At 62.7% G+C, this 24,768-nt stretch carries 26 protein-coding genes; 11 read left to right on the forward strand and 15 right to left on the reverse strand.

What is annotated here, in order from left to right; all coding sequences use genetic code 11:
- From ACVWZA_RS19475 to ACVWZA_RS19500, 6 genes are all read right to left on the reverse strand, one after another.
- Positions 1-1,399: DUF3987 domain-containing protein (locus tag ACVWZA_RS19475; RefSeq protein WP_457313033.1), on the reverse strand; the 1,399-nt coding region annotated here is incomplete at its 3' end.
- A 231-nt stretch (positions 1,400-1,630) separates the two neighbouring features.
- On the reverse strand, positions 1,631-1,870 hold the full coding sequence (locus ACVWZA_RS19480; protein WP_457313034.1) for a helix-turn-helix transcriptional regulator: 240 nt from the start codon (positions 1,868-1,870) through the stop codon (positions 1,631-1,633).
- Positions 1,871-2,345: 475 nt separating this feature from the next.
- A complete protein-coding gene (locus tag ACVWZA_RS19485) occupies positions 2,346-3,683 on the reverse strand; it encodes a tyrosine-type recombinase/integrase (RefSeq protein WP_457313035.1) in 1,338 nt (445 codons plus the stop codon).
- A 342-nt stretch (positions 3,684-4,025) separates the two neighbouring features.
- Complete coding sequence (locus ACVWZA_RS19490) at positions 4,026-4,490, reverse strand: hypothetical protein (protein ID WP_457313037.1); 465 nt, start codon at positions 4,488-4,490, stop codon at positions 4,026-4,028.
- Between the two features lie 60 nt (positions 4,491-4,550).
- Positions 4,551-5,165 (reverse strand): transposase, encoded by a 615-nt coding sequence (locus ACVWZA_RS19495; protein ID WP_457313039.1) that lies wholly within the window; start codon positions 5,163-5,165, stop codon positions 4,551-4,553.
- Positions 5,166-5,203: 38 nt separating this feature from the next.
- Positions 5,204-5,887, reverse strand: coding sequence for a transposase (locus tag ACVWZA_RS19500; RefSeq protein ID WP_457313041.1), 684 nt, complete (start codon positions 5,885-5,887; stop codon positions 5,204-5,206).
- Positions 5,888-6,063: 176 nt separating this feature from the next.
- On the opposite strand from ACVWZA_RS19500, the gene ACVWZA_RS19505 reads away from it, so the two are divergent.
- Positions 6,064-6,588, forward strand: coding sequence for a hypothetical protein (locus ACVWZA_RS19505; RefSeq protein ID WP_457313043.1), 525 nt, complete (start codon positions 6,064-6,066; stop codon positions 6,586-6,588).
- Here ACVWZA_RS19505 and ACVWZA_RS19510 read toward each other — a convergent pair.
- Genes ACVWZA_RS19510 through ACVWZA_RS19520 form a run of 3 tightly spaced genes read right to left on the reverse strand, consistent with a single transcriptional unit; the run spans position 6,572 to position 8,185 of the window.
- Positions 6,572-7,006 carry a nuclear transport factor 2 family protein gene (locus ACVWZA_RS19510; protein WP_457313045.1) on the reverse strand — a complete coding sequence of 145 codons (435 nt, stop codon included), beginning with the start codon at positions 7,004-7,006 and terminating at the stop codon, positions 6,572-6,574. The two genes, ACVWZA_RS19505 and ACVWZA_RS19510, sit on opposite strands and share 17 nt — an antisense overlap.
- A 50-nt stretch (positions 7,007-7,056) precedes the next feature.
- The gene (locus ACVWZA_RS19515) at positions 7,057-7,686 is read right to left on the reverse strand and encodes a hypothetical protein (RefSeq protein WP_457313047.1); all 630 of its coding nucleotides are present in this window, start codon (positions 7,684-7,686) and stop codon (positions 7,057-7,059) included.
- Positions 7,687-7,723: 37 nt separating this feature from the next.
- The gene (locus ACVWZA_RS19520; protein ID WP_457313049.1) at positions 7,724-8,185 is read right to left on the reverse strand and encodes a cytochrome P460 family protein; all 462 of its coding nucleotides are present in this window, start codon (positions 8,183-8,185) and stop codon (positions 7,724-7,726) included.
- Positions 8,186-8,614: 429 nt separating this feature from the next.
- Here ACVWZA_RS19520 and ACVWZA_RS19525 point away from each other — a divergent pair, with 429 nt between their 5' ends.
- A complete protein-coding gene (locus ACVWZA_RS19525) occupies positions 8,615-9,388 on the forward strand; it encodes a class I SAM-dependent methyltransferase (RefSeq protein WP_457313051.1) in 774 nt (257 codons plus the stop codon).
- Positions 9,385-10,377, forward strand: a complete 993-nt coding sequence (locus tag ACVWZA_RS19530) for a hypothetical protein (RefSeq protein ID WP_457313053.1) — start codon at positions 9,385-9,387, stop codon at positions 10,375-10,377. Before ACVWZA_RS19525 ends, ACVWZA_RS19530 begins: the two co-directional genes overlap by 4 nt.
- On the opposite strand, the gene pdxR is transcribed toward ACVWZA_RS19530, so the two are convergent.
- Positions 10,371-11,861 (reverse strand): MocR-like pyridoxine biosynthesis transcription factor PdxR, encoded by a 1,491-nt coding sequence (gene pdxR, locus ACVWZA_RS19535; protein WP_457313054.1) that lies wholly within the window; start codon positions 11,859-11,861, stop codon positions 10,371-10,373. The two genes, ACVWZA_RS19530 and pdxR, sit on opposite strands and share 7 nt — an antisense overlap.
- A 708-nt stretch (positions 11,862-12,569) precedes the next feature.
- Here pdxR and rutB point away from each other — a divergent pair.
- From rutB to ACVWZA_RS19560, 5 genes are read left to right on the forward strand one after another with little or no spacing between them, the layout of a single operon-like run.
- Positions 12,570-13,322 (forward strand): pyrimidine utilization protein B, encoded by a 753-nt coding sequence (rutB, locus tag ACVWZA_RS19540; protein ID WP_457313056.1) that lies wholly within the window; start codon positions 12,570-12,572, stop codon positions 13,320-13,322.
- A gap of 23 nt (positions 13,323-13,345) precedes the next feature.
- Complete coding sequence (rutC, locus tag ACVWZA_RS19545; RefSeq protein ID WP_457313057.1) at positions 13,346-13,729, forward strand: pyrimidine utilization protein C; 384 nt, start codon at positions 13,346-13,348, stop codon at positions 13,727-13,729.
- Positions 13,730-13,751: 22 nt separating this feature from the next.
- The gene (gene rutD / locus ACVWZA_RS19550; RefSeq protein WP_457313059.1) at positions 13,752-14,528 is read left to right on the forward strand and encodes a pyrimidine utilization protein D; all 777 of its coding nucleotides are present in this window, start codon (positions 13,752-13,754) and stop codon (positions 14,526-14,528) included.
- Between the two features lie 4 nt (positions 14,529-14,532).
- Positions 14,533-15,600 (forward strand): pyrimidine utilization protein A, encoded by a 1,068-nt coding sequence (rutA, locus tag ACVWZA_RS19555; RefSeq protein ID WP_457313060.1) that lies wholly within the window; start codon positions 14,533-14,535, stop codon positions 15,598-15,600.
- 39 nt (positions 15,601-15,639) lie between these two features.
- A complete protein-coding gene (locus ACVWZA_RS19560) occupies positions 15,640-16,533 on the forward strand; it encodes an alpha/beta hydrolase (RefSeq protein WP_457313062.1) in 894 nt (297 codons plus the stop codon).
- Between the two features lie 11 nt (positions 16,534-16,544).
- On the opposite strand, the gene ACVWZA_RS19565 is transcribed toward ACVWZA_RS19560, so the two are convergent.
- The gene (locus ACVWZA_RS19565) at positions 16,545-17,723 is read right to left on the reverse strand and encodes a Yip1 family protein (protein ID WP_457313064.1); all 1,179 of its coding nucleotides are present in this window, start codon (positions 17,721-17,723) and stop codon (positions 16,545-16,547) included.
- Between the two features lie 157 nt (positions 17,724-17,880).
- On the opposite strand from ACVWZA_RS19565, the gene hslV reads away from it, so the two are divergent.
- The 3 genes from hslV (at position 17,881) to ACVWZA_RS19580 (ending at position 22,093) form a co-directional block, all read left to right on the forward strand.
- On the forward strand, positions 17,881-18,447 hold the full coding sequence (hslV, locus tag ACVWZA_RS19570) for an ATP-dependent protease subunit HslV (protein WP_457313066.1): 567 nt from the start codon (positions 17,881-17,883) through the stop codon (positions 18,445-18,447).
- A 100-nt stretch (positions 18,448-18,547) separates the two neighbouring features.
- Positions 18,548-19,843, forward strand: a complete 1,296-nt coding sequence (hslU, locus tag ACVWZA_RS19575; RefSeq protein WP_457313068.1) for an ATP-dependent protease ATPase subunit HslU — start codon at positions 18,548-18,550, stop codon at positions 19,841-19,843.
- A 120-nt stretch (positions 19,844-19,963) separates the two neighbouring features.
- A complete protein-coding gene (locus ACVWZA_RS19580) occupies positions 19,964-22,093 on the forward strand; it encodes a S9 family peptidase (RefSeq protein ID WP_457313070.1) in 2,130 nt (709 codons plus the stop codon).
- Between the two features lie 28 nt (positions 22,094-22,121).
- Here ACVWZA_RS19580 and ACVWZA_RS19585 read toward each other — a convergent pair whose 3' ends face one another.
- Genes ACVWZA_RS19585 through ACVWZA_RS19600 form a run of 4 tightly spaced genes read right to left on the reverse strand, consistent with a single transcriptional unit; the run spans position 22,122 to position 24,762 of the window.
- Positions 22,122-22,502 (reverse strand): DUF6491 family protein, encoded by a 381-nt coding sequence (locus ACVWZA_RS19585; protein WP_457313134.1) that lies wholly within the window; start codon positions 22,500-22,502, stop codon positions 22,122-22,124.
- A gap of 55 nt (positions 22,503-22,557) precedes the next feature.
- Positions 22,558-23,292 (reverse strand): hydroxyacylglutathione hydrolase, encoded by a 735-nt coding sequence (gene gloB / locus ACVWZA_RS19590; protein ID WP_457313072.1) that lies wholly within the window; start codon positions 23,290-23,292, stop codon positions 22,558-22,560.
- Complete coding sequence (locus tag ACVWZA_RS19595; RefSeq protein ID WP_457313074.1) at positions 23,289-24,347, reverse strand: NAD(P)H-dependent flavin oxidoreductase; 1,059 nt, start codon at positions 24,345-24,347, stop codon at positions 23,289-23,291. Before ACVWZA_RS19595 ends, gloB begins: the two co-directional genes overlap by 4 nt.
- A gap of 1 nt (position 24,348) precedes the next feature.
- Positions 24,349-24,762, reverse strand: coding sequence for a VOC family protein (locus tag ACVWZA_RS19600; RefSeq protein ID WP_457313075.1), 414 nt, complete (start codon positions 24,760-24,762; stop codon positions 24,349-24,351).
- Positions 24,763-24,768: the final 6 nt, after the last annotated feature.

Here is a 24,768-nt window from a genome sequence, read left to right on the forward strand (position 1 = left end):
GGCTACGCCCTACGCCGACATCCCCCAGAACGACGGCACGTGAGTGGTCTCCTTTTACATGCCGATCCCGGTCCCCGTTGCCGCGCCGATTGACAGTCTGACGCATCTGGTCCCCGTGCTTGAGCCAGTTTGGCAGCTTGTCGGCAGGCATCAATAGGAACTCCTTGCATAGCTCCAACACCTTCTGCTCACGCCCGCCGTCGCTGCCCTCGCCCACCTCACCCTGGCGGAGACGCTTGTCGAACGCGGCGATCCCGTGGCGCATCAGCGTGACCGCCCACGCCGCCTGTTCGTCGGTGACGATGGGGTTGAGGTACTGGTCGCCCACCGCCAGCAGCGCGGCCACTCGCAGCGCCTTGAGATGGGCGCGGTTCCATAGCTGGCGCACGTTCTCGTCGTCGCCCGCCGCATGGATCGCGGCATCGCATTCGTCCTCGAAGCGGTCGAGGAGTGCCTTCGCTCCGTCGCCGAACGCCACCGCCTGAAAGACGTTCGTCGCTGCCGCCAGACCCGCATGGCGCACGATCAGCACCATGTGATCAACAAGGGGCTGCGGCGGGCGCTGCAACGGAGCAGGATTCTTGGCGGGGCGGTCGCCTGCATATTCGATGACGCAGAACCGCGACATGAACCCGTCGCGCATCATGGCGTCGGTGATCGACTCGTAAAAGGTGCTGGGCGTCGTTTCGCCAATCAGGCTGAACGCTACCCCTTGCGCGGATGCGACATTGTTCTCTTGGCTGCTGTACGAGATACCACCCGCGATGCCTCCGGGGCCGGACTTGGAATATAGCGTGGTCAAAATCTTCCGGAGCGACCGCGCATTTGGATCATTGGTCGTCGCCATCTGCACGAACTTGTGTCCGATCTCGCCCGCGACGTTCACGAAGCACGGGTTCTGCTCGCACGCCTTATGCAGGGCTGGCCCCGACACGAAGTCGTTGAAATCCACATGCAGCCCTGCCTCGGCATACCGCTCGCTCGCGGCACGGATGAGGTTGGCGATGCCGCTGTGCATGGCCTCTTTCCCAATGGCGGAACGGGCGACCAGCACGACATAGAGGTTCAACCCCGAACCGGGGATATGCCACGTGCGCCCTGCGATGCCCGCCATGAGGCCCAGCGCCCCAACGATGGCGACTTCCGCTACCGGGCGGGGCGCCTGCTGATAGATGAACTGCGCCAGCGCACCGACGAAACCGGGTGGCATGGGCAGCGCACCTTGCACGGGGAGCGCGGCACCATCACCGGCATACGCACCACCACCACCCGCCTCTGCCTGCGCCTTCGCAGCATCAAACTCGCGCTGGTATTCCGCCTGCTTCTCTCCCTGTGCCTTTTGCTGGACCTGCGTTGCCAGCGCCACCAGACCAGACGCATCAAAGGTCTGCTCAATCATGACGAGCATCCCCGCCGGTCGGGCTACCCATCAATTTTGCGCCAATGCCGGTCGCATCCGGCTTTTTTGCACGCGGCGCTGAATTTTGCGGAAATACTTTCGGGCATTGCGGACCTTCGCTGGCCCGTCGCACACTGCGCATGTTGCTGGTCCTTGGACGAGGATGAGGGACTTTCGGATGGGGCGGTCGGGTGCTGGTGTGCATCCGGCCGCTTTTCGCGACGGAATCGCTCATGTCGCCGTATTGGCCACGGTGTAGGCGCTGGTGCTGGCGAAGGTGCGCGCCTGGAGCCATGCCATCACGCGGGAACGCTGATAGCGGATGGGCGACGAGGGGTGCGCGCCCAGCTTTATGAACGCGGGGCCTTTGCCCTTGCAGCGCCAGATTTCGAGGGTGTTCGGTGCCAGTCCGAGAATGGCGGCAGTCTGCTCGTTGCTGAGCAGGTCGTCTAAATCAACCGTGGTGGTCATAGCATTCACTCCGAAGAGAGATGCCGTCGTTTGTTCAGAATGGTCACTCGGCCTGACGTGCGTTGGGCCTGTGTCCGGGGGACTAAGCGGGTATCTCAACCCGCCCGCATGTCCGGCTGCGTTTACTGGCTTCTTCCTCGCGGGCGCGCCCCATGTGGCACGGCCCCCGCATGGCGGGGACAAGGGGTGTTTTACGTAACTCGCTGGTAGTTCCGCAAGCGACATTTACGGGCCGCTTGTCCCGAATCGGTTCGGGACCGTCGGCGACCCCCGTTTCAATCCGTAAACCGATCAGGGGGCGAAGCTGGTATCGCCGACCTCGGGGCGATTTAGGTCGAAATGTGCATCTTGATGCGGCTGGCACCGGCTCTCGCTGTAAGCCGGCTACAGCACCGATCGCTACCCCGCCGCCCCTAACCCGGCAGCGACCCCGGCCTCACCGCTCTAGCGGCGACTGCGCGGCCCGCCGCGTGCGTCATGCTCGCAACGGCAGCGCCACCACGTTGCCCCCGGTAGCCTTCGCCCGCGCTATCAATCCTTCGCGCTCGATATGGTCGCTGATGCGCTGCGTCTCGGGATACAGGTATTGGAGGCGAGATGTTTGAAGATAGTGCCGTTCCGTAATTCCCTCAGGAACATGGTTGGTCAGCAGCGCCATCTTGAACAGCTCGACGTTGCACGTGGAGAATCCCACCGTCACATGCGTGCGGCGCAGGTCGTGGCTGGATAAACCATCCATACCGATAGTCTCGCGCAGCTTCTCGAACGGCGCGCGTGCATCGGTGACGTGACCGCACTTCGCACGCGAAGGGAACACGAATGGGGTGGCGGGCTTCCCCAGCTTAACCGCTTCGTCCGCCAGCTTGCGGCGCTCATTGAGCAGCGCGACCGCTTGCGTGGACAGCGGAAGCCAAATCGGATTGCCGGTCTTGTTGTCCTGCTCGCGCAGATGCCACCAGCACTTCGACGCATCCTCATCGAAGTGAACCCGGTCCCATGTCAGTGCAGCGGCTTCGCTGCGCCGGGCACCTGTCAGCAGGAGGAAGCGCACCACATCGATCGCGGCGAGAGCATCGGTATTCTTCGGCGCAAGGCGCATCTCATCCAACGCATACCAAGCCTGCCCAATATGGTGCAATTCAATGTGGCGGGTGCGAGGCTCAAAGGTTTTCCAGTCATCCTTCGACATCGCCTTGACCGGGTTCACCTTGATGAGAGGCGAACCGTCTGCGCGCGGAAAGCGGCGGTTGGCGAAGTTGATGAGGGTGCGCAGGGTAACGAGCGAGATTTGCGCCTGACCGGGGGCAGAGCGACCGTCCATGCCGGTCTCGCACATTTCCCTGTGGCGTTGGCGGCAGGCTTCAACCGTAATGGACGCGATGGGCTTATCCACCCACTTGGCGAACACCCGGTCGATATGGCGGTTCATTTCAGCCTTGGTGCTTTCGCGAAGCGGCTGACCGGGGCGGTCGAAGTAGGCATCTGCGACTTGGCGCAGCGTCACATTCATAGCCTCGTCTTGCTTCTTGATGGCGCGCGGATCGCCGCCCATGCGCATGGTGCGCAGGTGCTCGCGCGCAACGTCGCGCGCCTGATCGACAGTGAAGACCCCATACGCGCCAATGGTGATGCGGGCTTCCTTGCCGCTTCCCTCCACCCGGCCTTGGGTCACAAAGGTGATCTTCCCGGTGGGCGTGATGCGCAGCCCGAACCCCTTCACGTCGGTGTCCCAGTGAAAGTCGTCCTTCGCCACAGGACGGACCTTATCGACGTAGCCCTTCGTGAACTTAGCGCGCTTCGGTGCAGTGGTCATTTTGAGCCTCGTAAGCCAGTCATAAGCAACTACCGTAAAGTTACGGCAATCCCCGGCAAGCCCGCAAGGACATTCAACGTGTTGTTTTAGAACGCTTTTACAGCGGTGCAAAGCGGCGACAAGCCACGTAAAGCACGGCTCCTGAACACTGGGGGTGTGGGGGTCGCAGGTTCGAATCCTGTCGCCCCGACCAATTTACCACACCATTTCAATGAGTTAGCGTGGGTCTGCGGGCAGCGTCAGCAGGACCCTGTTTTGCTGTGTAACACATGTCTAACACCGACGCTGAGCTGCCGGTGAATCGCCACCGGCACAGCTAACGCCAATCAGCTTACGCATCGGTCAATGCGCATCGACCCAGCCGTCAAAATAGTCTGTTTCTGTGAGAAAGTCCGGTCGCTCCTCGACCGTCACTAACCCTACGTCGAGCGATATGGGCGGCTCGTCTTCGTGCCTCAAGCAAAGAAACGCTTGCCCATCATAGCCAAACGTAACTGCGCGGCAGGTAGCAATGGAGCGGATGACGGCTGCGCTTCCCCCTGAAAACGGATCGACAGACAGCCGTACCAATTGCTCTAGCGTGTCTTCTTCGGTCAGCGGAACGATATGCGGCTTAGCCAGACCTTCCGTCCAGCCTTGCCACGGCGACGATCCGGGGTCTCGCCAATCAACGACGTAGTGGAAGTCATCGCCATCGGCTCGCAGCCGATCCAGAACGATATTTGAGACCAGCGATATGCACGTCTTCACTCGGTCGTCGTTCGGATCACTAAGATCAAATGTGGGAAAGATGCCGTAAGCTTTCATCGACGCAGCATCGTTCAAAGATAGATTGTGCGCAACAGCAAGAATTCCGGGGACACAATACTAAACTCTCGCTTTCGGCCCGCGTTTCTTCGGGCTCAATACCCGGCCAGCCGCCGCCTCTTGCCGCTCGACCCAATCCTGTGCGCCAAGCAGGCGGCCGGTGCGCAGTCTGGCTTCGATCGCGGCGGCTTCTTCGGGACTTGCATCCGCAGCCTCCAGCCCGTGCAACAACATCGCGCGCCAGTTGCGTACATGCGTGCCAAGCGCCGCCACATCGGTCAGCCCGTCACCGGCGACACGCCGCCCGGCTTCATGCGACCGCGCGCTGGACCAACGCCAGTCCGACGCGCGCGTCGCCAGTCCAGCCGCAACGGGGTTATTCTCCACATAGCGCACCGCCGCCATCAGATGCGCATCGTCCATCGGATAGCTGGCGAAACGACCCTGGAAGAGATAGCCGCGCCACCCCTCACGAAAATTGATCCGCCGGGTGTAGCGCCGGTGCGCCTCGCCCAGCGTGGCGCGCAGCCCATCCGGTGTGGTCGGGATCAGGATCAGATGGATGTGATTGTCCATCAAGCACCAGGCGAGGCAACGCGTGCCGCTTACCGCACAGGCCGAGACGATCAGGTCGAGATAGGCCTGGCGATCCTCATCGGAGAAGAAGATCGGCATCCGCCGATTGCCCCGCTGAGAATTCCGGGGACACAATACTAAACTCTCGCTTTCGGCCCGCGTTTCTTCGGGCTCAATACCCGGCCAGCCGCCGCCTCTTGCCGCTCGACCCAATCCTGTGCGCCAAGCAGGCGGCCGGTGCGCAGTCTGGCTTCGATCGCGGCGGCTTCTTCGGGACTTGCATCCGCAGCCTCCAGCCCGTGCAACAACATCGCGCGCCAGTTGCGTACATGCGTGCCAAGCGCCGCCACATCGGTCAGCCCGTCACCGGCGACACGCCGCCCGGCTTCATGCGACCGCGCGCTGGACCAACGCCAGTCCGACGCGCGCGTCGCCAGTCCAGCCGCAACGGGGTTATTCTCCACATAGCGCACCGCCGCCATCAGATGCGCATCGTCCATCGGATAGCTGGCGAAACGACCCTGGAAGAGATAGCCGCGCCACCCCTCACGAAAATTGATCCGCCGGGTGTAGCGCCGGTGCGCCTCGCCCAGCGTGGCGCGCAGCCCATCCGGTGTGGTCGGGATCAGGATCAGATGGATGTGATTGTCCATCAAGCACCAGGCGAGGCAACGCGTGCCGCTTACCGCACAGGCCGAGACGATCAGGTCGAGATAGGCCTGGCGATCCTCATCGGAGAAGAAGATCGGCATCCGCCGATTGCCCCGCTGCGTGATGTGATGCGCAACATCGGGGATCACGATACGAGCAAATCGAGCCATATCGTTCTTTATCACCGTTTGACGTCCAGGTCTAATTAGTATTGTGTCCCTGAAATTCCCAGGTCTAATTAGTATGGTGTCCCTGAAATTCCTGAAATTCTGCTTTTCACCGAAATGTCATAGATTTTCAGCGAACTGGAAACGGCTTGGCAAGAAGCCGGTGGTATTGCCAACGGATGAATGCGCTCACCTCCATCGTCGTCGCGAAAGATCTTCGATGGGAAGAGGCAATCGCGTCGGTAAATACATGGCGCGGAACCATGATCCATTATTTTACCGAAGCGGAAACGGACGTCAGTGAAGCGCTGCTTTCGCTGGCGGCGGTTCGGGGCCGAGGCCAGAAGGTCAAGCTGCGCCAATTGATCGGTCAGCGATATGAGGATCTTCGCAGCGCTCTTGGACCAGAAGGCCCTTTTGCCGTTGAGGGCGAATGGACGCTTACGGCGCTTGATCACCTTCGCGAACATGACGCATTACGCAATATCCTGTGTCACGGCGCGACTAAGATTGCGCTCAGGCGGTCAGGCGATTGGATTATTGTCATCAAGCTTCTGACGTTCCGCAAAGGCGCTGATGAACGAACCAGAATCACGTTCGAGCAAGCCGACGCCGACGCTCTGTTGGCCGATCTGAAGAATCGCATTAATCGACTTCGCAAGGAGCTCAAGGCGCTGCGCGAAGCGATCATGGCATCCGCGTGACCTGGATATGCACCGCACGCCACTCGCCGTTGACGCGGTGGAATGTGTCGGAATAGCGAAACCGGCTGGCGAAGCTCTTGCCGCCCGAACTGCCCTTCAGCAATGTTTCCGCGCCGACGACCCCGGCGTCCGGGCCGAGTTCGGTCACGGTGCGATCGACCAGCACGATCGGCTCGAAGCGGTCGCCGGGTGCTGTCCACCCTTCGATGAAGTCACGCTTGCCGAGCCGCTTGCCCGATCCGTCGATAAACACCAGATCGTCGGACACCATCCGCTCGAGCGCGGCGCCGTCCTTGGTCAGCTGCGCCTGGTCGAACGCATCCGCAAAAGCGACAAGCGTGTCGGTACTGTGACCTGCCGGCGCGGAGAGCGCGGGTGACGCGACCGCCAGCGCGAGCATCGAAATCAAAAGCTTCATCGTCGTTTCCCCGGTTCGGTCGGCTTATCGTGCCGGCGTCGGCAGAGCATTCAGGACGCCAGCTTGAAGTCGGCGATCCAGTTCACTTCCCAGGTCTTGCCCGCATCGCCGGAAAAGGATTGTTCGATCCGGAACGCCTTGTCGACCACTGGAGAGAAAATGAAGCGCACGAAGATCTGGCGGTCGCCGAGCGTATCTTCATTGTAGAATTCACCGCGCCCGCCGGCATCGAAACCGCCGATCATCGCAGGTGTGATCCCACCATCCCGGCTGCTCGCCCAGCTGACCTTCCATTGATGCGATGCCGGATCGTAGAGCCTGAGGCTCAGGCCCTGGATCTGCCCGCCCGGGCCAGCGACGTCGAGCTCGCCGAGATTGGCCTTGCCGTCCCACACTTTGCGCACGACCGATGTGCCATCATACTCGACCCATTCGGTCGATCCGGTGAGCGGCTTGGTGCGGCGAGAGATGTGCGCGGTCCATGATCCGAACTCGAAATCGAAATCGCGGCTCCCATCGCGCAACGCCGGCATGAGCCGGCCATCGGGGAGCGCCGGCATGAGCCGGCCATCGGGCCGCGCCGCCGGTGCGGGAGATTGAGCGGTCGCCGGAGACGGGTGAAACGCAGCGATCACACCAGCGATCAGCGTCACCATCAAATATCGGGCGATTCTGCCCATGTGGTTTTCCTAACGATGTTGGGAGTGAGAAAAGCGCTCAGTCATCAACGCGGCTGAACACGCCGCCGCGTTTCGCTTTGGTGTGGCATCCTGCGCAGCGCTTGACGCCCTGTTCCCCGTTGATCGCGGCGTCGACGCGATTGTCGCCGAGGAATTCGATGAAGCGCCAGCCGCCCTGCCTTTTCTCCATCACATCGATCAGCGCGCGCGCGCCCGACTGCACGCTGCCCGGCGAGGCTTTCGGCGCGCGCAGGTCGAACGCGATGACCGAACCGATCGGGTATTCACCGCTGCGATAGCCGATCATCGCCGGTTTGTTGGCGTAGATATGGTGGATGCCGGAATATTTCGGGAAGGAGGGATGGCCTTCACTGACATAACTGCTGGTAACGTGCGTCCAGCCGCGAAAACCGTCCGGATACGCGACCTCGCTATCTTCGGTTGCGCCGATCGTCAGCGCCGCGACGCAGCCGAGCAGGATGATCTTGAGAGCGGTCATGGCCCTGGATGCGGTGCCGCCCGGTGAGCGACAACGACCACTTCGGTGAATTTCGATGCGACCACTTAGCCAAGCCAGCCGCGTGCCTTCGCTTCGACATACGGCTTTGAACGCAGGAAACGGGTTTGGACGTACCGCGCGGCACCATAGTTCCGGCCCGCCAGGTCACCAGAACGGGATTTCACATGATTGAAGCGACCGGGATATCCGCGCGCCATCCATCGATATGCGCCGCTCGGATGGCTGCCACTGACAGAGGGTGGCCGGTAAAGTGGACCGCAGAAAACACTCGGTAGTGGACATTGCCGGGGACGGTTTGCCGATCCACTTCTCGCGCCACTACGGGCCATCGATCGGCCCGGCCCGCATCGCTGCACCGTTAGTCCCATCCAGGCGACTTGCCGCCCAGCCGGAACAGGAAGACCAATAATGCGCTATCTCCTCCTTCTCTGCACGGCGTGCTCGCTCGCTCTCGCTGCCTTGCCGGCACAGGCGCAGAAGTCGTTCGTCATTCCATCGGCGGTCGCGACGGCAGTCGCCGATAGCAGCCGGCCCGCCACCGACACCGCGCGTGATGTCAACCGCAAGCCGATCGAAACCCTCGCCTTTATCGGCATCAAATCGGGAGACAGAATCGCGGATTACGCGTCGGGCGCCGGCTATTTCACGCGGCTATTCGCATCTGTGGTTGGCCCGAACGGCCATGTCTACGCAGCCGTCCCGGGTGAGCTGTTCACCTTCCCCAATATCGTCAAGGGTATCGCGGAGACGCAGCTCTGGGCCGCTGGTCGCGCCAACGTAACGGTAACCCTGGCCGCGGCGCTGCCCGCGGCGAAATATCCCGAGCCGCTCGACATTTTCTGGATCGCGCAAAACTATCACGACCTGCACGACAGCTTTATGGGGCCGGTCGATATTGTGGCGTTCAACAAGACGGTGTTCGACGCGCTCAAGCCCGGTGGCGTCTATGTCGTGCTCGACCATGTCGCGGCCAGGGGATCGCCTGCCGATGTGACGGACACGCTGCACCGCATCGAACCGTCGGTCGTGCGTCGCGAGGTCGAGGCGGCGGGGTTCGTGTTCGAGGCGCAGAGCGATATTCTGACCAACCCGCAGGATCCGCATACCGCCGGGGTGTTCGACAAGTCGATCCAGGGCCGCACCGACCAGTTTCTCTATAAGTTCCGGAAGCCCGGGGCGTGATCGGACGACCTCTTTTGCGGTTGTGCCGCGCTGCCTTGTTGCCCGGCGCCGCGGCGCTGTGCCCGACACCGGGTCTGGCGCAGGAACTGGCGGCGATTCCGGCAACGGTCGAACGCCAGAAGCTGGACGATGCGTGGTGGACCGGCCCGATGCTGGCCAATTCGGCGGCGGCTCTGCCGCGCGGCCATGCGCTGATCGAGACGTATGTCTATGACCGGATCAACGCGACATCGCACGGGTTCGGCTCGCTGACCTATTTGCTCTACGGCGCCACCGACGATCTGACGCTGGGCGTGAAGCCGTCATTCGGTTTCAACGCGGTGAAGAACGGCCGCGATGGTTCGGGGGTAGGTTTTGGCGACCTGACCCTGTCGGCGCAGGTTCGGCTGACCTCGTTCGACGCCGCGAAATCGATCCCCGCGATTGCGCTGTCGGTGCAGCACAGCTTGCCGACCGGCAAGCATGACCGGCTCGGCGACCGGCCGGGTGATGGGCTGGGCAGCGGTGCCCACACCACCACGCTATCGGTCTATGCGCAGCATTATTTCTGGCTGCCCAACGGACGCATCTTCCGCACCCGCCTGAACGTCTCGACCGCCTTTTCCGGCCAGGCGACGCTGAACGATGTCAGCGTGTACAGCACTGGCGATGGTTTTCGCGGTCGCGCCCGGCCGGGCCGGTCCTTCGCCATCGGCCTGTCCGGCGAATATAGCCTGACGCGAAGCTGGGTGCTGGCGCTCGATCTGATCCGTCATCATGAAGGTGCGACGCGCGTCGCCGGTTTCGATATCCGCGATGTGGCCAATGCCCCCGATCCGGTACCGATACGCTATCGCTCCAACGCAAGCACGACCTTCGCGATCGCACCGGGGCTCGAATATAGCTGGAAAGCCAATCTCGGCGTCCTGCTCGCGGCGCGTTTCATTCCGAAGGGGCGTTACAATGCCGCCTCGATCACGCCGGCGGTGGCGATCAATTACGTCTATTGAGCCGGCGGGGCTTCCCGCATGACTTCATGGACCAGCGCCATGGCGCGGCGCATCGTCGGCAAATCCATCGATCCCAGGCCGAACACCAGCCCGGCCTTGCTCGCCGCACCCAGATAATATCGACGCAAGCTGCGGACCTCGACGTTGCGCCGCGCCAGGGTCGCGATCACCGCGTCCACATCGATCGCGCCGTTCGACAGGGCGGTCACGTGCATGCCGTAAGCGGACTCGATCGGATCGAGCCAATCGGCGAAGTCGTCGCGCAACAGGTCGAGCAGCAGCTGCCGTCGCTCGCCATAGATGCGCCGCATCCGGCCGATGTGACGCGTCAGATGCCCCCCGGCAATGAAGCCGGTCATCGCGGCCTGGGCCGGTAGCGAGCAGGGCCCGTCGATGCAGATCTTCGCGGTGACCAGCGCCCGCGTCGCCCAGGGCGGGGGCAGGACGAAACCGAGCCGGATATTGGGCAAGGTCGATTTGGAGAATGTGCCGACGTAAAACACGACGTCGCTGTCGTCGGCGCTCTTCAGCGCCTTGATCGGCCCGCCCTTGGTGCGGAACTCCCCATCATAATCATCCTCGATGATGATCGCGCCATGCGCGCGCGCGAACTGGATCAGCGCCGCGCGGCGCTTCTTGGACAGGGTCGATCCAAGCGGGAACTGATGTGACGGGCTGACGCAGATGATGTCGATATCGGCAGGCAATTGCTCGATGATCATGCCCTCGGCATCGACCTCTACCGGATACAGCGCCGCGCCGGCCGCTGCGAAGGGAATGCGCGTCGGCCCATAACCCGGCTCCTCGACCGCGACCCTGGTGTGGCCCGGATCGACCAGGATCCGCGCGAGCAGGTCGAACGCCTGTTGTGCCCCGCTGGTGATGACCAGATCGTCGGTTTGGCACGCGACCCCGCGCATCACCGACAAATGCATCGATACCGCCGACCGCAGATCCTTGTCGCCCTGCGGATGCCCATAATTGAATGGCGCGCGCTCGAATGCGCGCTCCTTCTGCGCGGAAACGCGGCGCCAGATGTCGAACGGGAAATTCTTGAGATCGACCAGGCCCGGCCGGAAATCGAACCGTTCGCTCTCCGGCGCCCGAACGATCGCGCTCCGGTCGTCGAAGAAACCAAAGGCCGATGTCACGTCGTGCCGGAACCAGAACGGGTTCAACCGGTGTTCCGGCGTTGGCGTATCCGGCGCACGCGCCGCGGGCGGCGATGGCGGGCTGTCCGCGACATAGGTGCCCGACCCATGCCGGGCGGTCAGATATCCTTCGCCGAGCAACTGGTCATACACGCCAACGATGGTGGTCCGCGCCATGCCGAACAATGTCGCCGACTGGCGGCTCGACGGCAGCCGCGTGCCCGGCTTCAACTGGCCGCCCAGAATCGCGGCTTTCAATTGCTCATTCAGGCGACGCGCCCGATGCGGGGTTTCCGCCGACCCGATATCCAGCTCGATCTCGAAAATTGCCACGCATTGGTCCCGATAGAGTCACGCCGAGCGCCGGGAGTGAACGATGATCCGGGAGTGAACGATAATGTGGCTGCGATTTCAATGCCGTTGCCGGCGAACGTCGCGCTGGGTCGGCTATAACGAGCTGGCAGCTATACGCCCAACAGCGGACCTCCGAGCCGCTGATGAACCAATGTCAGCTTTCGGCGGCTGCTTCCCGGAAATAGTCCGCCGGCAATCGGCCACATTAAACCGTTCGGCACCGACGCAGCGCTTGTATGCATTGCAGTCAATGAATGCATTGTATGCAATGCATGCGTCGCACGGATTTTCGGGAAGTGGCTCGGTATATTATATATAAACTATTGATATTGCACTATATATTGCGCATTACGCAGCGCTCGCGGATCGAAGATGCCACCAAACGCCGCCCGTCTGAGAATATGGCACAAACCGGTGTAACATATCTCCGTCGCGATCCACGGTTGCTGCTTGTCGATGATTCAACCGCCGACAATCCCCCGCTATCCGGCAAGTGTGGAAACGCGACCCTCACGCTCCAAGTCGACTAATGCCCGCCAGGCGCAAAAGCTGCTGCGGTGGACCTGCCCAGACAATCGATTGCATGGGTCCGGCCACTCTGCGATTGCGCGCGCCGGGTCGCCGCGCCTCTTGCGATACCGCGTCGAGACGGTCAGACTTGGGTGCTTCGACTTTAACGAGGTGCCGATGTCCGAAAATCCGACCGTGAATTCTCGCCCCACGGTCGCGGGCAAGCGCTACGTCACCTTGCCCGCGCGGCCCGAGCCATTGCGCGTCGCGGTCGATGAAACCGCCATAGTCGTGATCGACATGCAGAACGCCTATGCTTCGCCCGGCGGTTACGTCGATCTTGCCGGGTTCGACATTTCCGGCGCGGCGGGCGCGATCGATCGGGTCGCCGCGGTGCTCGACACCGCGCGCAATGCCGGGGTGCAGATCGTCTATCTGCAGAATGGCTGGGATGCCGATTATCAGGAGGCGGGCGGGCCTGGGTCGCCCAATTGGCACAAATCCAATGCGCTGAAGACGATGCGCGCGCGCCCGGAACTGCACGGGCAATTGCTCGCGCGCGGCGGCTGGGATTATGAGATCGTCGATGCGCTGACGCCGCAGGCCGGTGATCTGCGCGTGCACAAGACGCGTTATTCGGCCTTCTTCAATTCGCAACTCGACAGCACGCTGCGCGCACGCGGCATCCGCAACATCGTGTTCGTCGGCATCGCCACCAATGTCTGTGTCGAAAGCACGCTGCGCGACGGCTTCCACCTCGAATATTTCGGTGTGATGCTGGAGGATGCGACGCATCACCTCGGCCCGGATTATCTGCAGGCCGCGACCGTCTATAATGTGGAGAAATTCTTCGGCTGGGTGTCGACCGTGCCCGATTTCTGCGGGACCTTCGGACAGATCGCCGATGAAGCCCCCACCAACCAAAGCTAGACGCAATTCAGGAAGCCCACGCCATGCCCTTCACGCCGATCAATCCAGCGCAATTCCCCACGCCGATCGCGCCCTATTCGGCCGGCGCGAAGGCCGGGAACACCGTCTATGTCTCGGGCGTGCTCGCGCTCGGCGAGGGCGGTGCGGTGCTGCATGTCGGCGATGCCGCCGCGCAGACGCGCCACATCCTCGATGTCATCAGGATCACGCTCGAGGCGGGCGGTGCGACGCTGGAGGATGTGGCGATGAACCATATCTTCCTCAAGGACTTGGCCGATTACGCCGCGTTCAACGCCGTCTATGCCGAGTATTTCCCCGGCGCGAAGCCGGCGCGTTATTGCATCAAGGCCGAGCTGGTGAAGCCCGATTGCCTGGTCGAAATCGCCAGCGTGGCGCACGTTTCGTGACGCTGCCCGCAAGGGAGGCCTGATGCCCGAGGCGGCGGGTCTTTATTACGAAATCCATGGCTCACCGGGCGCGCCGTCGCTTATCCTGTCGTCGGGCATGGGCGGATCGGCGAATTACTGGCGCCCGAACATCGCCGCGCTGGCCGAACATTTCCGCGTCATCGCCTATGATCATCGCGGCACTGGCCGTTCGGACCGCATTGTCACACCGCGCATCGACAGCATCGGCGACGATATGCTGGCGTTGATGGATGCGCTGCATATGCCGAGCGCATCGATCGTGGGGCATGCCATTGGCGGCATGGGCGGCCTCACGCTCGCGCTGAATGCAGCGGCGCGGGTCGATCGGCTGGTGGTGGTCAATGGCTGGGGCCGGCCAGACCCTTATATTGCACGCTGTTTCGACACGCGGCTGAGCCTGTTGCGCCATGGCGGTGTGCGCGATTACGTCCACGCGCAGCCGATCTTCCTCTTTCCGCCGCAATGGATATCCGACCACCACCGCGAACTGGAGGAAGAGGAGGGCGCACACATTGCGAGCTTTCCCGCCGACATGGTCGAGCAGCGCGTCCTCGAAGCGCTACGCTTCGATGTGATGGACCGCCTGGCCGGACTGGCCGTGCCGACGCTTTTGCTCGCGAGCGACGATGACGGGCTGGTGCCGCCAGGCTGCTCAAGACTTCTTGCCGAGGCCATTCCCAGCGCCCGGCTCGAAACCATGAAATGGGGCGGCCATGCCTGCAATGTCACCGATCCCGACACTTTCAACGCACTCGTTCTCGATTTTCTGAGGAGCTAAGCCCATGCAAGTCGGCGTCTTTGTCCCCATCAACAATAATGGCTGGCTGATTTCGGAGAACGCGCCGCAATACATGCCGAGCTTCGATCTCAACAAGCGGATCGCACAGAGCGCCGAGAAGCACGGGCTCGATTTCCTGCTTTCGATGATCAAGCTGCGCGGATTCGGTGGCAAGACCGAATTCTGGGAATATGGCCTGGAAAGCTTCACGCTGATGGCCGGCCTCGCCGCAGTCACGAGCAAGATCAAGATCTACGCGACCTGCCCGACTCTGGTGATCCCGCCGGCCTTTGCCGCGCGCATGTGCAACACGATCGATTCGATCAGCCATGGGCGCTTCGGGCTTAACCTGATCACCGGGTGGCAGCGGCCCGAATATAGCCAAATGGGTTTGTGGCCCGGCGACGAGCATTTCCGCAACCGCTATCAGATGCTCGACGAATATGCCCAGATTCTCCGTGAGTTATGGGAAACCGGACGGAGTGACCTGAAGGGCCAATATTACCAGATGGACGATTGCCTCGTCCGCCCGAAGCCCGAAGGCGATATGAAGATCATTTGCGCCGGCAGCTCGGACGAGGGGCTCGCCTTTTCGGCCAAATGGGCGGATTATGCCTTCTGCCTCGGCAAGGGCGTCAACACGCCGGCCGCCTTTGCTTCCAACAATGAACGCCTCGCTGCGGCGACCGCCAAGACCGGGCGCGATGTGTCCATCTTCGTGCTGATCATGATCATCGCCGATGAAACCGACGAAGCGGCGATGGCCAAATGGAAAAGCTATAATGACGGCGTCGATATCGACGCGATCTCCTGGCTCGCGGAACAAGGGGCGGCGGACAAGCATAATGCCTCGACCAATGTCCGTCAGCTGGCCGCGCCGGAAGGGGCGGTGAACATCAATATGGGCACGCTGGTCGGCTCCTATGAAAGTGTCGCGCGAATGCTCGACGAGATGGCGGAGGTGCCCAATACCGGCGGCGTGCTGCTGACCTTCGACGATTTCGTCGAAGGGGTGGAGGCGTTCGGCACGCGCATCCAGCCGCTGATGAAGAGCCGTAACGTGATGGTGTAGATGCCTCCCCCGCTCGTAAATTCGCGTAAAGGACCAACGATGTCGATCTGGATCAAACTTATCATCGGCATCGCCGTGATCGCGGCGGCGGTCGGGCTGGTCGCCGTTTTCGCCTCGCCGCCGGGCGTGCTCAACTTCATCAATTCGCACACCCCCGGCGACAGCAACGCCGAACAGGTCGCGGATAGCGTCGCTTATGGCGCCGACCCCGCGCAGAGGCTCAATGTCTGGGCACCAAAGACCCGTGCCCATGCCGCACCGCTGCCCGTCGTGATCTTCTATTATGGCGGCGGCTGGGTGAAGGGCTCACGCGGCGAATATGGCTTCGCCGGACGCGCCTTTGCCGCGCAGGGCTTCGTCGCGGTGATCCCCGATTACCGGCTGGTGCCGGACGTCCATTTCCCGGTGTTCGTCCAGGACAGCGCGCTAGCGGTCAAATGGGTACGCGACAATATCGCGCGCTATGGTGGCGACCCGAAGCGCATCACCTTGTCGGGCCATTCGGCGGGGGCGTACAATGCCGCGATGCTCGCGCTCGACCGGCACTGGCTGGCCGATATCGGTGTCGATCCCGGCATCGTCCGCGCCGCCGCGCTGCTTGCCGGGCCGTATGATTTCTACCCGTTCGAGAAGAAGCGCAGCATCGACGCGATGAGCAACTGGCCGCGCCCGCTCGAGACGCAGCCGATCCGGTTCGCGCGCAAGGATGCGCCGCCGTTATGGCTGGCGGCGGGCACCGCCGATGACGTCGTACGGCCCTATAATGCCGAACATCTCGCGAAACGGCTGAAAGAACTGGGCGCGCCCGTCACGCTGCGGCTCTATCCCGGACAGAGCCATAATGATCTGGTCATGGGCTTGTCGAAACCTTTCCGCGGCCGCTCACCCACGCTTCAGGAAAGCAGCGATTTCCTGAAGGCGAATTCGCGCTGACGATGGAGCGATCAGGGGACCAAGGCTGCGAGCTTGCCCGCATCGACCGCCGCGACCGCCTGTTTCAGTGTGGCGATATCGGCGACGCTGCCCTCGGCGGAGATGAGGAAGCGGCTGGCGGCCATCGTTTCATATTTGCCGCGCTTCTCGCTGCTGTTCCATTCCTCGGTGACCATCGCGCCGCCGACCATCTCGGTCTTTTCATAACCGGTCGAGGTCTGCTTGTTCGACTGGACGTTGAGCGCACCGCCAAGCGTGGCGAGCGCTCCCAGCGCCGACATGTCGGCCACCGACAGGGTGAAATGCTGGTCGCCCGCGCTATACTTGCCCTGCGCGGTACTGGCGCCGATGCCGCCGGCGCCACCGCTGGTCGATTCGGTATCGCCGCGCGCAAAGCCCGCGATCGACGTAGGCAGCATTGCCTGCAGCGCCGCCGCCGGCACCGCGTCGGTCTTGCCGCTCGCCGCATTGGCCTGCATTCGTGCGGTCGCCGCCTCCATCTTCTTGCCCGCTTCCTCGATTTTGCCGAGATCGACCTTGCCCATGCCGGGCACATCGACCGTGCCGCCGGCCGTCCCGGCGCTTGCGCTGAACATCGGACGGGCAAACTGCGCGGTGACCGCGCCGGCAACCGCGCCGATCACGATGAACACGATCGCCGCGACGACGATCGTGACGATCGTGTAACCGACCGCCTTGTCGGCCGGCGCCTTCATCAGCATCGGCAGGCCAAGCCACAACAGATACAGGCTGTACAGGCCCAGAATGCCAAGGAAGGAAATCGCCGGCAGGATCTGGAATATCCCGGCGAGCCAGCCCGCCGTCGCCCCGAACGCGGCGACCTTCATCGCCGAGACCGGGTTCTTGGTCGCGCCGAAGCTCGGCGCCAGCGCATTGATGATCAGCGACAGGACATAGGTGCCGATCAGCGTCATCACATAACTGAACACCGCCATGCTCAGCGAGAAGGTGATCGGCGGCCGGTAGCCGAAAAACCCAAACACCTGCTGCCCGATCAGGCCGGCGACCGGCCCGATCGCCGCGAGCGGCACGACCCAGCTCATGAAAATGCCCTTGACCGTCATCGGGTCGCTGTCGATCCGCGTCCATTCCGCGGCGGGTGTCAGCAACAGCCGCTTGACGCGCTCCACCATTCCCGCCGTTCCGTTTTCTGGAATCTGTGTCGCCATGGTCTTTCCCCTGTTGCTTGCCCGAGTTTTTTCCCGGCGCGGATGCTACTGCCATTTCGCACGAATGATAGGATCAAGACGACATACGCCGATCGCGCGGTGGTTTGAAACATGACGGCGATTGCGCGACGGCGGCCCGCATCCCATATCCGCCGCCATGAGCAATGACATGACGTGGCACGGCACGACCATCCTTTCCGTGCGCCGTAACGGCAAAGTCGTCGTCGCGGGCGATGGCCAGGTCTCAATGGGCCAGACCGTGATGAAACCCAATGCGAAGAAAGTCCGCCGCCTCGGCGCAACTGATTCTGGGGGAGGATCGGTGATCGGCGGTTTCGCGGGTGCGACCGCCGATGCGTTCACCCTGTTCGAACGCCTCGAACGCAAACTGGAACAGCATCACGGCCAGCTGCTGCGCGCCGCGGTCGAGCTGGCCAAGGACTGGCGCACCGACAAATATCTCCGCAACCTGGAGGCGATGATGATCGTCGCCGACAAGGAAATCACGCTGATCCTGACCGGCAATGGCGATGTGCTCGAACCCGAAGCCGGGATCGCCGCGATCGGATCGGGCGGCAATTACGCGCTCGCCGCGGCGCGTGCCCTGGTCGATTACGAACAGGATGCCGAGACGATCTGCCGCAAGGCGATGGCGATCGCAGGCGAGCTGTGCGTCTATACCAACGACCGGTTGACCTTGGAAACATTGGAAACGGCGAGCTGAACAAATTCGTCACCCCAGCGCAGGCTGGGTCTCCCCGTAATGAAGCGTGCCCGTGCGGCACGAGATCCCCGCCTTCGCTGGGATGACGATTGAGAGAAAAATGAACGACGCACTGACACCCAAAGCCATTGTCGCAGCACTCGACGAACACATTATCGGCCAGCGCGACGCCAAGCGCGCGGTCGCGGTGGCGCTGCGCAACCGCTGGCGCCGTCAGCGGCTCGGCGCCGATCTGCGCGATGAGGTCAGCCCGAAGAACATCCTGATGATCGGCCCGACCGGCTGCGGAAAGACCGAGATCAGCCGGCGTCTGGCCAAGCTCGCCGATGCGCCGTTCATCAAGGTCGAGGCGACCAAGTTCACCGAGGTCGGTTATGTCGGCCGCGACGTCGAACAGATCGCGCGCGATCTGGTCGAGGAAGCGGTGCGGCTCGAAAAGGAACGCCGCCGCATCGCGGTCAAGGACAAGGCGGAGGAAGCGGCGATGATCCGCTTGCTCGACGCGCTGACCGGCAAGGGTGCGAGCGAAGCGACGCGTGAGGCGTTCCGCCAGCGCATGGCCGACGGGCATCTCGACAATACCGAGATCGAGATCGAACTGGAGGCGCAGGCGCAGATGCCGTTCGAAGTGCCCGGCCAGATGGGCATGATCAATCTCAGCGAGATGATGGGCAAGGCACTGGGCGGCAATCAGCTCAAGCGTCGCAAGCTCACTGTGCCTGCCGCCTGGGAAAAGCTGGTCGAGGAGGAAGCCGACAAGCGCCTCGACCAGGAGGAAGTCAGCCGCACCGCGCTGGCCGATGCCGAGGCTAATGGCATCGTCTTCCTCGATGAGATCGACAAGATCGCGGTCAGCGAACAACGCGGCGGCGCCAGCGTCAGCCGTGAAGGCGTTCAGCGCGACCTGTTGCCGTTGATCGAGGGCACGACCGTCGCGACCAAATATGGGCCGATGAAGACCGACCATATCCTGTTCATAGCCAGCGGTGCGTTCCACGTCGCCAAGCCGAGCGACCTGCTGCCCGAACTGCAGGGCCGCCTGCCGATCCGCGTTGAATTGAAGGCGCTGACCGAGGCGGATTTCGTCGCGATCCTCAGCGACACCAAGGCGTCGCTGCCGCAGCAATACAAGGCACTGATCGCGACCGAGGGCGTGACCGTCAACTTCACCGAGGACGGCATAGCCGCCGTCGCGAAGATCGCGGCGGACGTAAATGGTGAGATCGAGAATATCGGAGCGCGCCGCCTGCAGACGGTGATGGAGAAATTGCTCGAGGAAGTGAGCTTCACCGCCGAGGATCGCGGCGGCGAAACCGTCACGGTCGATGCGGCTTATGTCGAAAGCCAGTTGGCGAGCATCGCGCGCAATACTGATCTGTCGCGCTTCGTGCTGTAACCTCCCACCCCGTTCGCTCAGGGCGGACGGGGCGGGCCTTTTCGGCAATATCGAGGCCGCCCTTCCGCTTTCCCGATCCCCGCGCTAGCTTCCTGTCAAATCCTCATCGGGGAGTCGTTCGTGAAACATCCTTTCGTCGCGCTAAGCCTGGCCGCCGCCATCACGTCTCCCGCCATCGCGCAGGATGCTCCAAAGCCCCCGATCGCCGCGAAGAAGCCGCATGAGATCAAGGCGCCGTTCGGCGCGACCCGCCAGGATGAGTATTACTGGCTGCGCGACGACACGCGCAAGAACCCCGATATGCTCGCCTATCTCGCGGCCGAGAATAGCTATGCCGACACAGTCCTCGCCCCCACCAAGGCGCTGCAGGACACGCTCTACAAAGAGGTGGTCGGTCGCATCAAACAGGATGACAGTTCGGTCCCCTATCTGAAGAATGGCTATTATTATTACACGCGCTTCGACACCGGCGCCGATTATGCGGTCGCCGCGCGCCGCAAGGGGTCGATGCAGGCGCCGGAGGAGGTGCTGCTCGATCAGCCCAAACTCGCTGCCGGCAAGGGGTTTTTCCAGGCGGCGTCGCAGACCGTCAGCCCCGACACCAAATTGCTCGCCTGGGCCGAGGACATTGTCGGCCGGCGTCAATATGTGCTCAAGGTTAAGGATATCGCGACCGGCGTAATGCACGACGATCTCGTGCCCAATGTCGAACCCAATCTGGTCTGGGGAGACGACAACAAGACGATCTATTATGTGGAAAAGGATCCGGTCACCCTGCTCAGCAAGCGGGTCAAGGCGCATGTCCTGGGCACGCCGGCATCGGCCGACACCTTGGTCTATGAGGAGAAGGACGACAGCTTCTATATGGGGCTCGGCCGTACCACCGACGACAAATATATCTGCATCCAGTTGCAGAGTACGGTCAGCAACGAACAACGCTGCACTTCAGCCAAAACGCCCGGTGAATTCGCCATTATTGCGCCGCGCGAGCGGGAGTTCCGCTACGATGCCGACCATATCGGCACGCGCTGGATCATCAAGACCAACTGGAATGCGCCCAATTACAAGCTGATGGCTGCGAATGATTCGAAAGCGAAGCTGGGTCGTGCCGGCTGGACCGATCTGGTGCCGGTGGATGCCAATGTCTTCATCGAGAATTTCAAGCCGTTCGACGGCTTCATCGCGATCGAGGAGCGCTCGGGTGGCAACAAGCGGCTGCGCATGCTTCCGGGCCCTTTCTCGGGTGGGGGCAAGAGCAGTTTCGTCCAGTCCGATGAACCGGCCTATGTCATGTCGATCGACGTCAATGAGGAGCCGGGATCCCCCTGGCTGCGCTATAGCTATGGCTCGCTGACCACGCCGGGCACGACCTACGAGGTCAACGCCACAACCGGCGAGCGCCGCGTGCTCAAGGTCCAGCCGGTGCCCGGTTACGACGCCAGCCAATATGTCACCGAACGCGTCTGGGTGCCGGCGCGCGACGGCACGAAGGTCCCGGTTTCGCTGGTCTATAAAAAGGGCTTCAAGAAGGACGGCAAGGGCGCGTTGCTGCAATATGCCTATGGTAGCTACGGCGCATCGTCCGATCCCTATTTCTCGGCATCATGGCCGAGCCTGCTCGATCGCGGCATGGTCTATGCCATCGCGCATATCCGCGGCGGTCAGGAAATGGGCCGCAAATGGTATGACGACGGCCATTTGATGAACAAGAAGAACAGCTTCACCGACTTTGTCGACGTGACGCGCTATCTCGTCGCCAATGGTTATGCGGCGAAGGATCGGGTCGCGGCACTCGGCGGCAGCGCTGGCGGGCTGTTGATGGGCGGGATCGCCAATATCGCACCACAGGATTACCGCGTGATCATCGCGCAAGTGCCGTTCGTGGATGTCGTGACGACGATGCTCGACGCCAGCATCCCGCTGACCACCAACGAATATGACGAATGGGGCAACCCGGCGGGCAAGGCGGCCTATGATTATATGCTGAGCTATTCGCCCTATGACCAGGTCAGTGCCCAGGCCTATCCCGCATTGTTCGTCAGCACCGGCCTGTGGGATTCGCAGGTGCAATATTACGAACCGGCGAAATGGGTCGCCAAGCTGCGCGCGACCTCGACCAGCAAATTGCCATTGGTATTCCGCATCAATATGGAAGCCGGCCATGGCGGCAAATCGGGTCGCTTCCAGCGTATTCATCAGTCGGCGGAATATAGCGCGTTCATGCTCACCGAATTGGGCGTGGCGCCCTAGCTCGGGTCATAGCGATGGGACCGCCAACCTAGCCTTTGGGCTTGTCGTAAGGCACGAAATCTCCCAGCCGACACGATCCGCCGCGAAAGCCGGCGTTGCGGTCGATCGTCTCGAAATTATCGCCTTTGCAAACCTGGCCGCCATAGATTTTGAACACCGGAATGCGATCCGAGCTCAGCCCGGGACAGGCATCGGGTAAAGTGTTGACCCAGACCCGCCGCCCGGATTCGCGATAGAGCAAGGTCCGGTCGCCGATGATCTGTGGGTTGGTCCGCCGGAAATCGTCGAGGCATTTTTGCGGCGGCCCGGCGACGCGACCCTCGAGCGCGCGCGCCAGTTCGGCATCGCTCGCGGCGGTACTGTCGGCGGTGGTGGCGCAGGCGACCAGCGCCAGCGGGGCAAGCAACATGATACGCACTGGCGTTCTCCGTGATCGACGTCCCCAGGCAAGCCTTATAACAGGATCAACCGCGAAACGCATCCTTCGCCGCGCGGCGTTCGGCCAATTCCCCCACCGATGATGCGCGCAGGAACGGGTTGGTCGCCAGTTCCAAAGCGATCGTCGTCGGCACGGTCGGTTCGCCCGCGCCGCGCGCCGCATCGACCGCCACCATGCGCTCGACGATCGCCGCATTGTCGGGCTCGGCGACCCGCGCATAGCGGCCGTTCGCCTGGGTATATTCGTGCGCACAATAGACGATCGTCTCCGGCGGCAGCTTGCCGAGCCGCTGCATATTGGCGAACATCTGCCCCGCATCGCCCTCGAACAACCGGCCGCAGCCCATCGCGAACAAGGTGTCGCCGGTAAACACCAGATCGTCCTCGGGCAGATGGAAGCTGATATGGCCCGCAGTATGCCCGGGCGTCTCCATCACCGTCGCGATATGCGCGCCGAGCGCGACCGTATCGCCTTCGCCAACCGTGATATCCAGCGTCGGGATCCGTGTCGCCTCGGCCGCCGGGCCGGTCACCACCGCGCCATGCGCTTCCTTGATCGCGGCATTGCCGCCGGTGTGGTCGGGGTGCCAGTGCGTATTCCAGATCTGCCCGATCCGCCACCCGCGCCTGTCCGCCTCGGCGAGCACTGGCGCGGCGTCGGCCGGATCGACCACCATCGTCTCGCCCGATGCCTGATCGTGGACCAGCCAGATATAATTGTCGCTCAGCGCCGGGATGCGTACGATTTCCAGGTCGGTCATGATTTACTCCGAAAGTTAAGCGCAGCGCTGCCGAGGCGTGTTGTCACGTCAGCAGCGGATTCGGGGCGCGCAAGCGCCACGCCGCCGCCTGCCCAAAGGGGTGAGAAGTCACCGCGCCCCTCGCGCTCCGCCTTGGCCCGGAGCGGCGCGAGTGCGGCGCTGGCATAGGGAAATGGCGGCGCGGCTTGGTTGATTGCGCCAAGCGCGTCGATCAGCCGATTGCGCAAGCCCCGCGCGACGCCGCCGGTGAACAAATTGGTCGCGACCAGATCGTCCGCGCTGGCCGTCTCGATCCGCTGCCGATGCACAGCACTGGTCCAGGTCTCGGGCGTCAGCAGATAGGCGGTGCCGGCCTGCACCGCCGCGGCGCCATGCGCCATCGCCGCCGAAACGCCTGCCGCGTCGGCAATCCCGCCCGCGGCGATTACCGGCAGATCGATCGCCGCGACGACCTGCGGCAGAAACTCGTCAAGCGGCGAGGAGCGATAACCATCGAGAAAATGACCGGCATGGCCGCCGGCCTCGCTGCCTTGAACGATCACCGCATCGCATCCGCGTTCGGCCAGATTGCGGGCCTCGGCCACGGTCGTCGCATTGCCGAAGATCAGCGCGCCCGTCGCCCGAACGCGGGCGAGCAGATCCGCGTCGGGCAGCCCGAAATGGAAACTGACAATCTCCGGTCGCGCCCAGTCCAGTCCCTCAGCCATGGCCAGGTCGAACGGTCGGCGCAGCGGCGGCGAGCCGGTTGGCGGATCGACGCCCTCATCGGCGTAAAAGGGTGCGAGCGTGTCGCGCCAGACTGTTTCGTCCGGCTGGGGACCGAGCGTGTGGCAAAAGAAATTGAGGTTGAGCGGGCCGGCCGCCGCCGCGCGGATCGCCGTCACCTCGGCGACCATCGCCGTGGCATCGAGCACCGCACAGGCCAGCGACCCGACACCACCCGCGCCGATCGTCGCGATCGCCAGTTCGCGCCCCGCGAAATTCGCCATCGGCGCCTGGACGAAGGGCAGCCGCGCGCCGGTCAAGGTCAGGAAACCGGCGGCGGTGATCGTCATCCTACCATTCGCCGCTATTGGGCATCGATGCCCAGGGTTCGGCCGGCGGCAACGCGCCGTCCTGCAGCAGCTCGACCGATATATTGTCGGGGCTGCGCACGAACGCCATGTGCCCGTCGCGCGGCGGACGGTTGATCGTCACCCCGGCGTCCTGCAGCCGCTGGCACGTCTCGTAGATATTGTCGACGCGGTAGGCGAGGTGCCCGAAATTGCGCCCGCCGGAATATTCCTGCGGATCCCAATTATGCGTCAGCTCGACCTGCGCATCCTCGTCGCCGGGCGCGGCGAGGAAGATCAGCGTGAAGCGCCCCTTCTCGCTATCCATCCGCCGGACTTCCTTCAGCCCGATCAGCTCGAAGAATCTTATCGTCGCGTCGGGATCGGTCACGCGGATCATCGTATGGAGATATTTCATTACTGC

It is taken from the genome of Sphingomonas sp. UYAg733 (assembly GCF_054057355.1).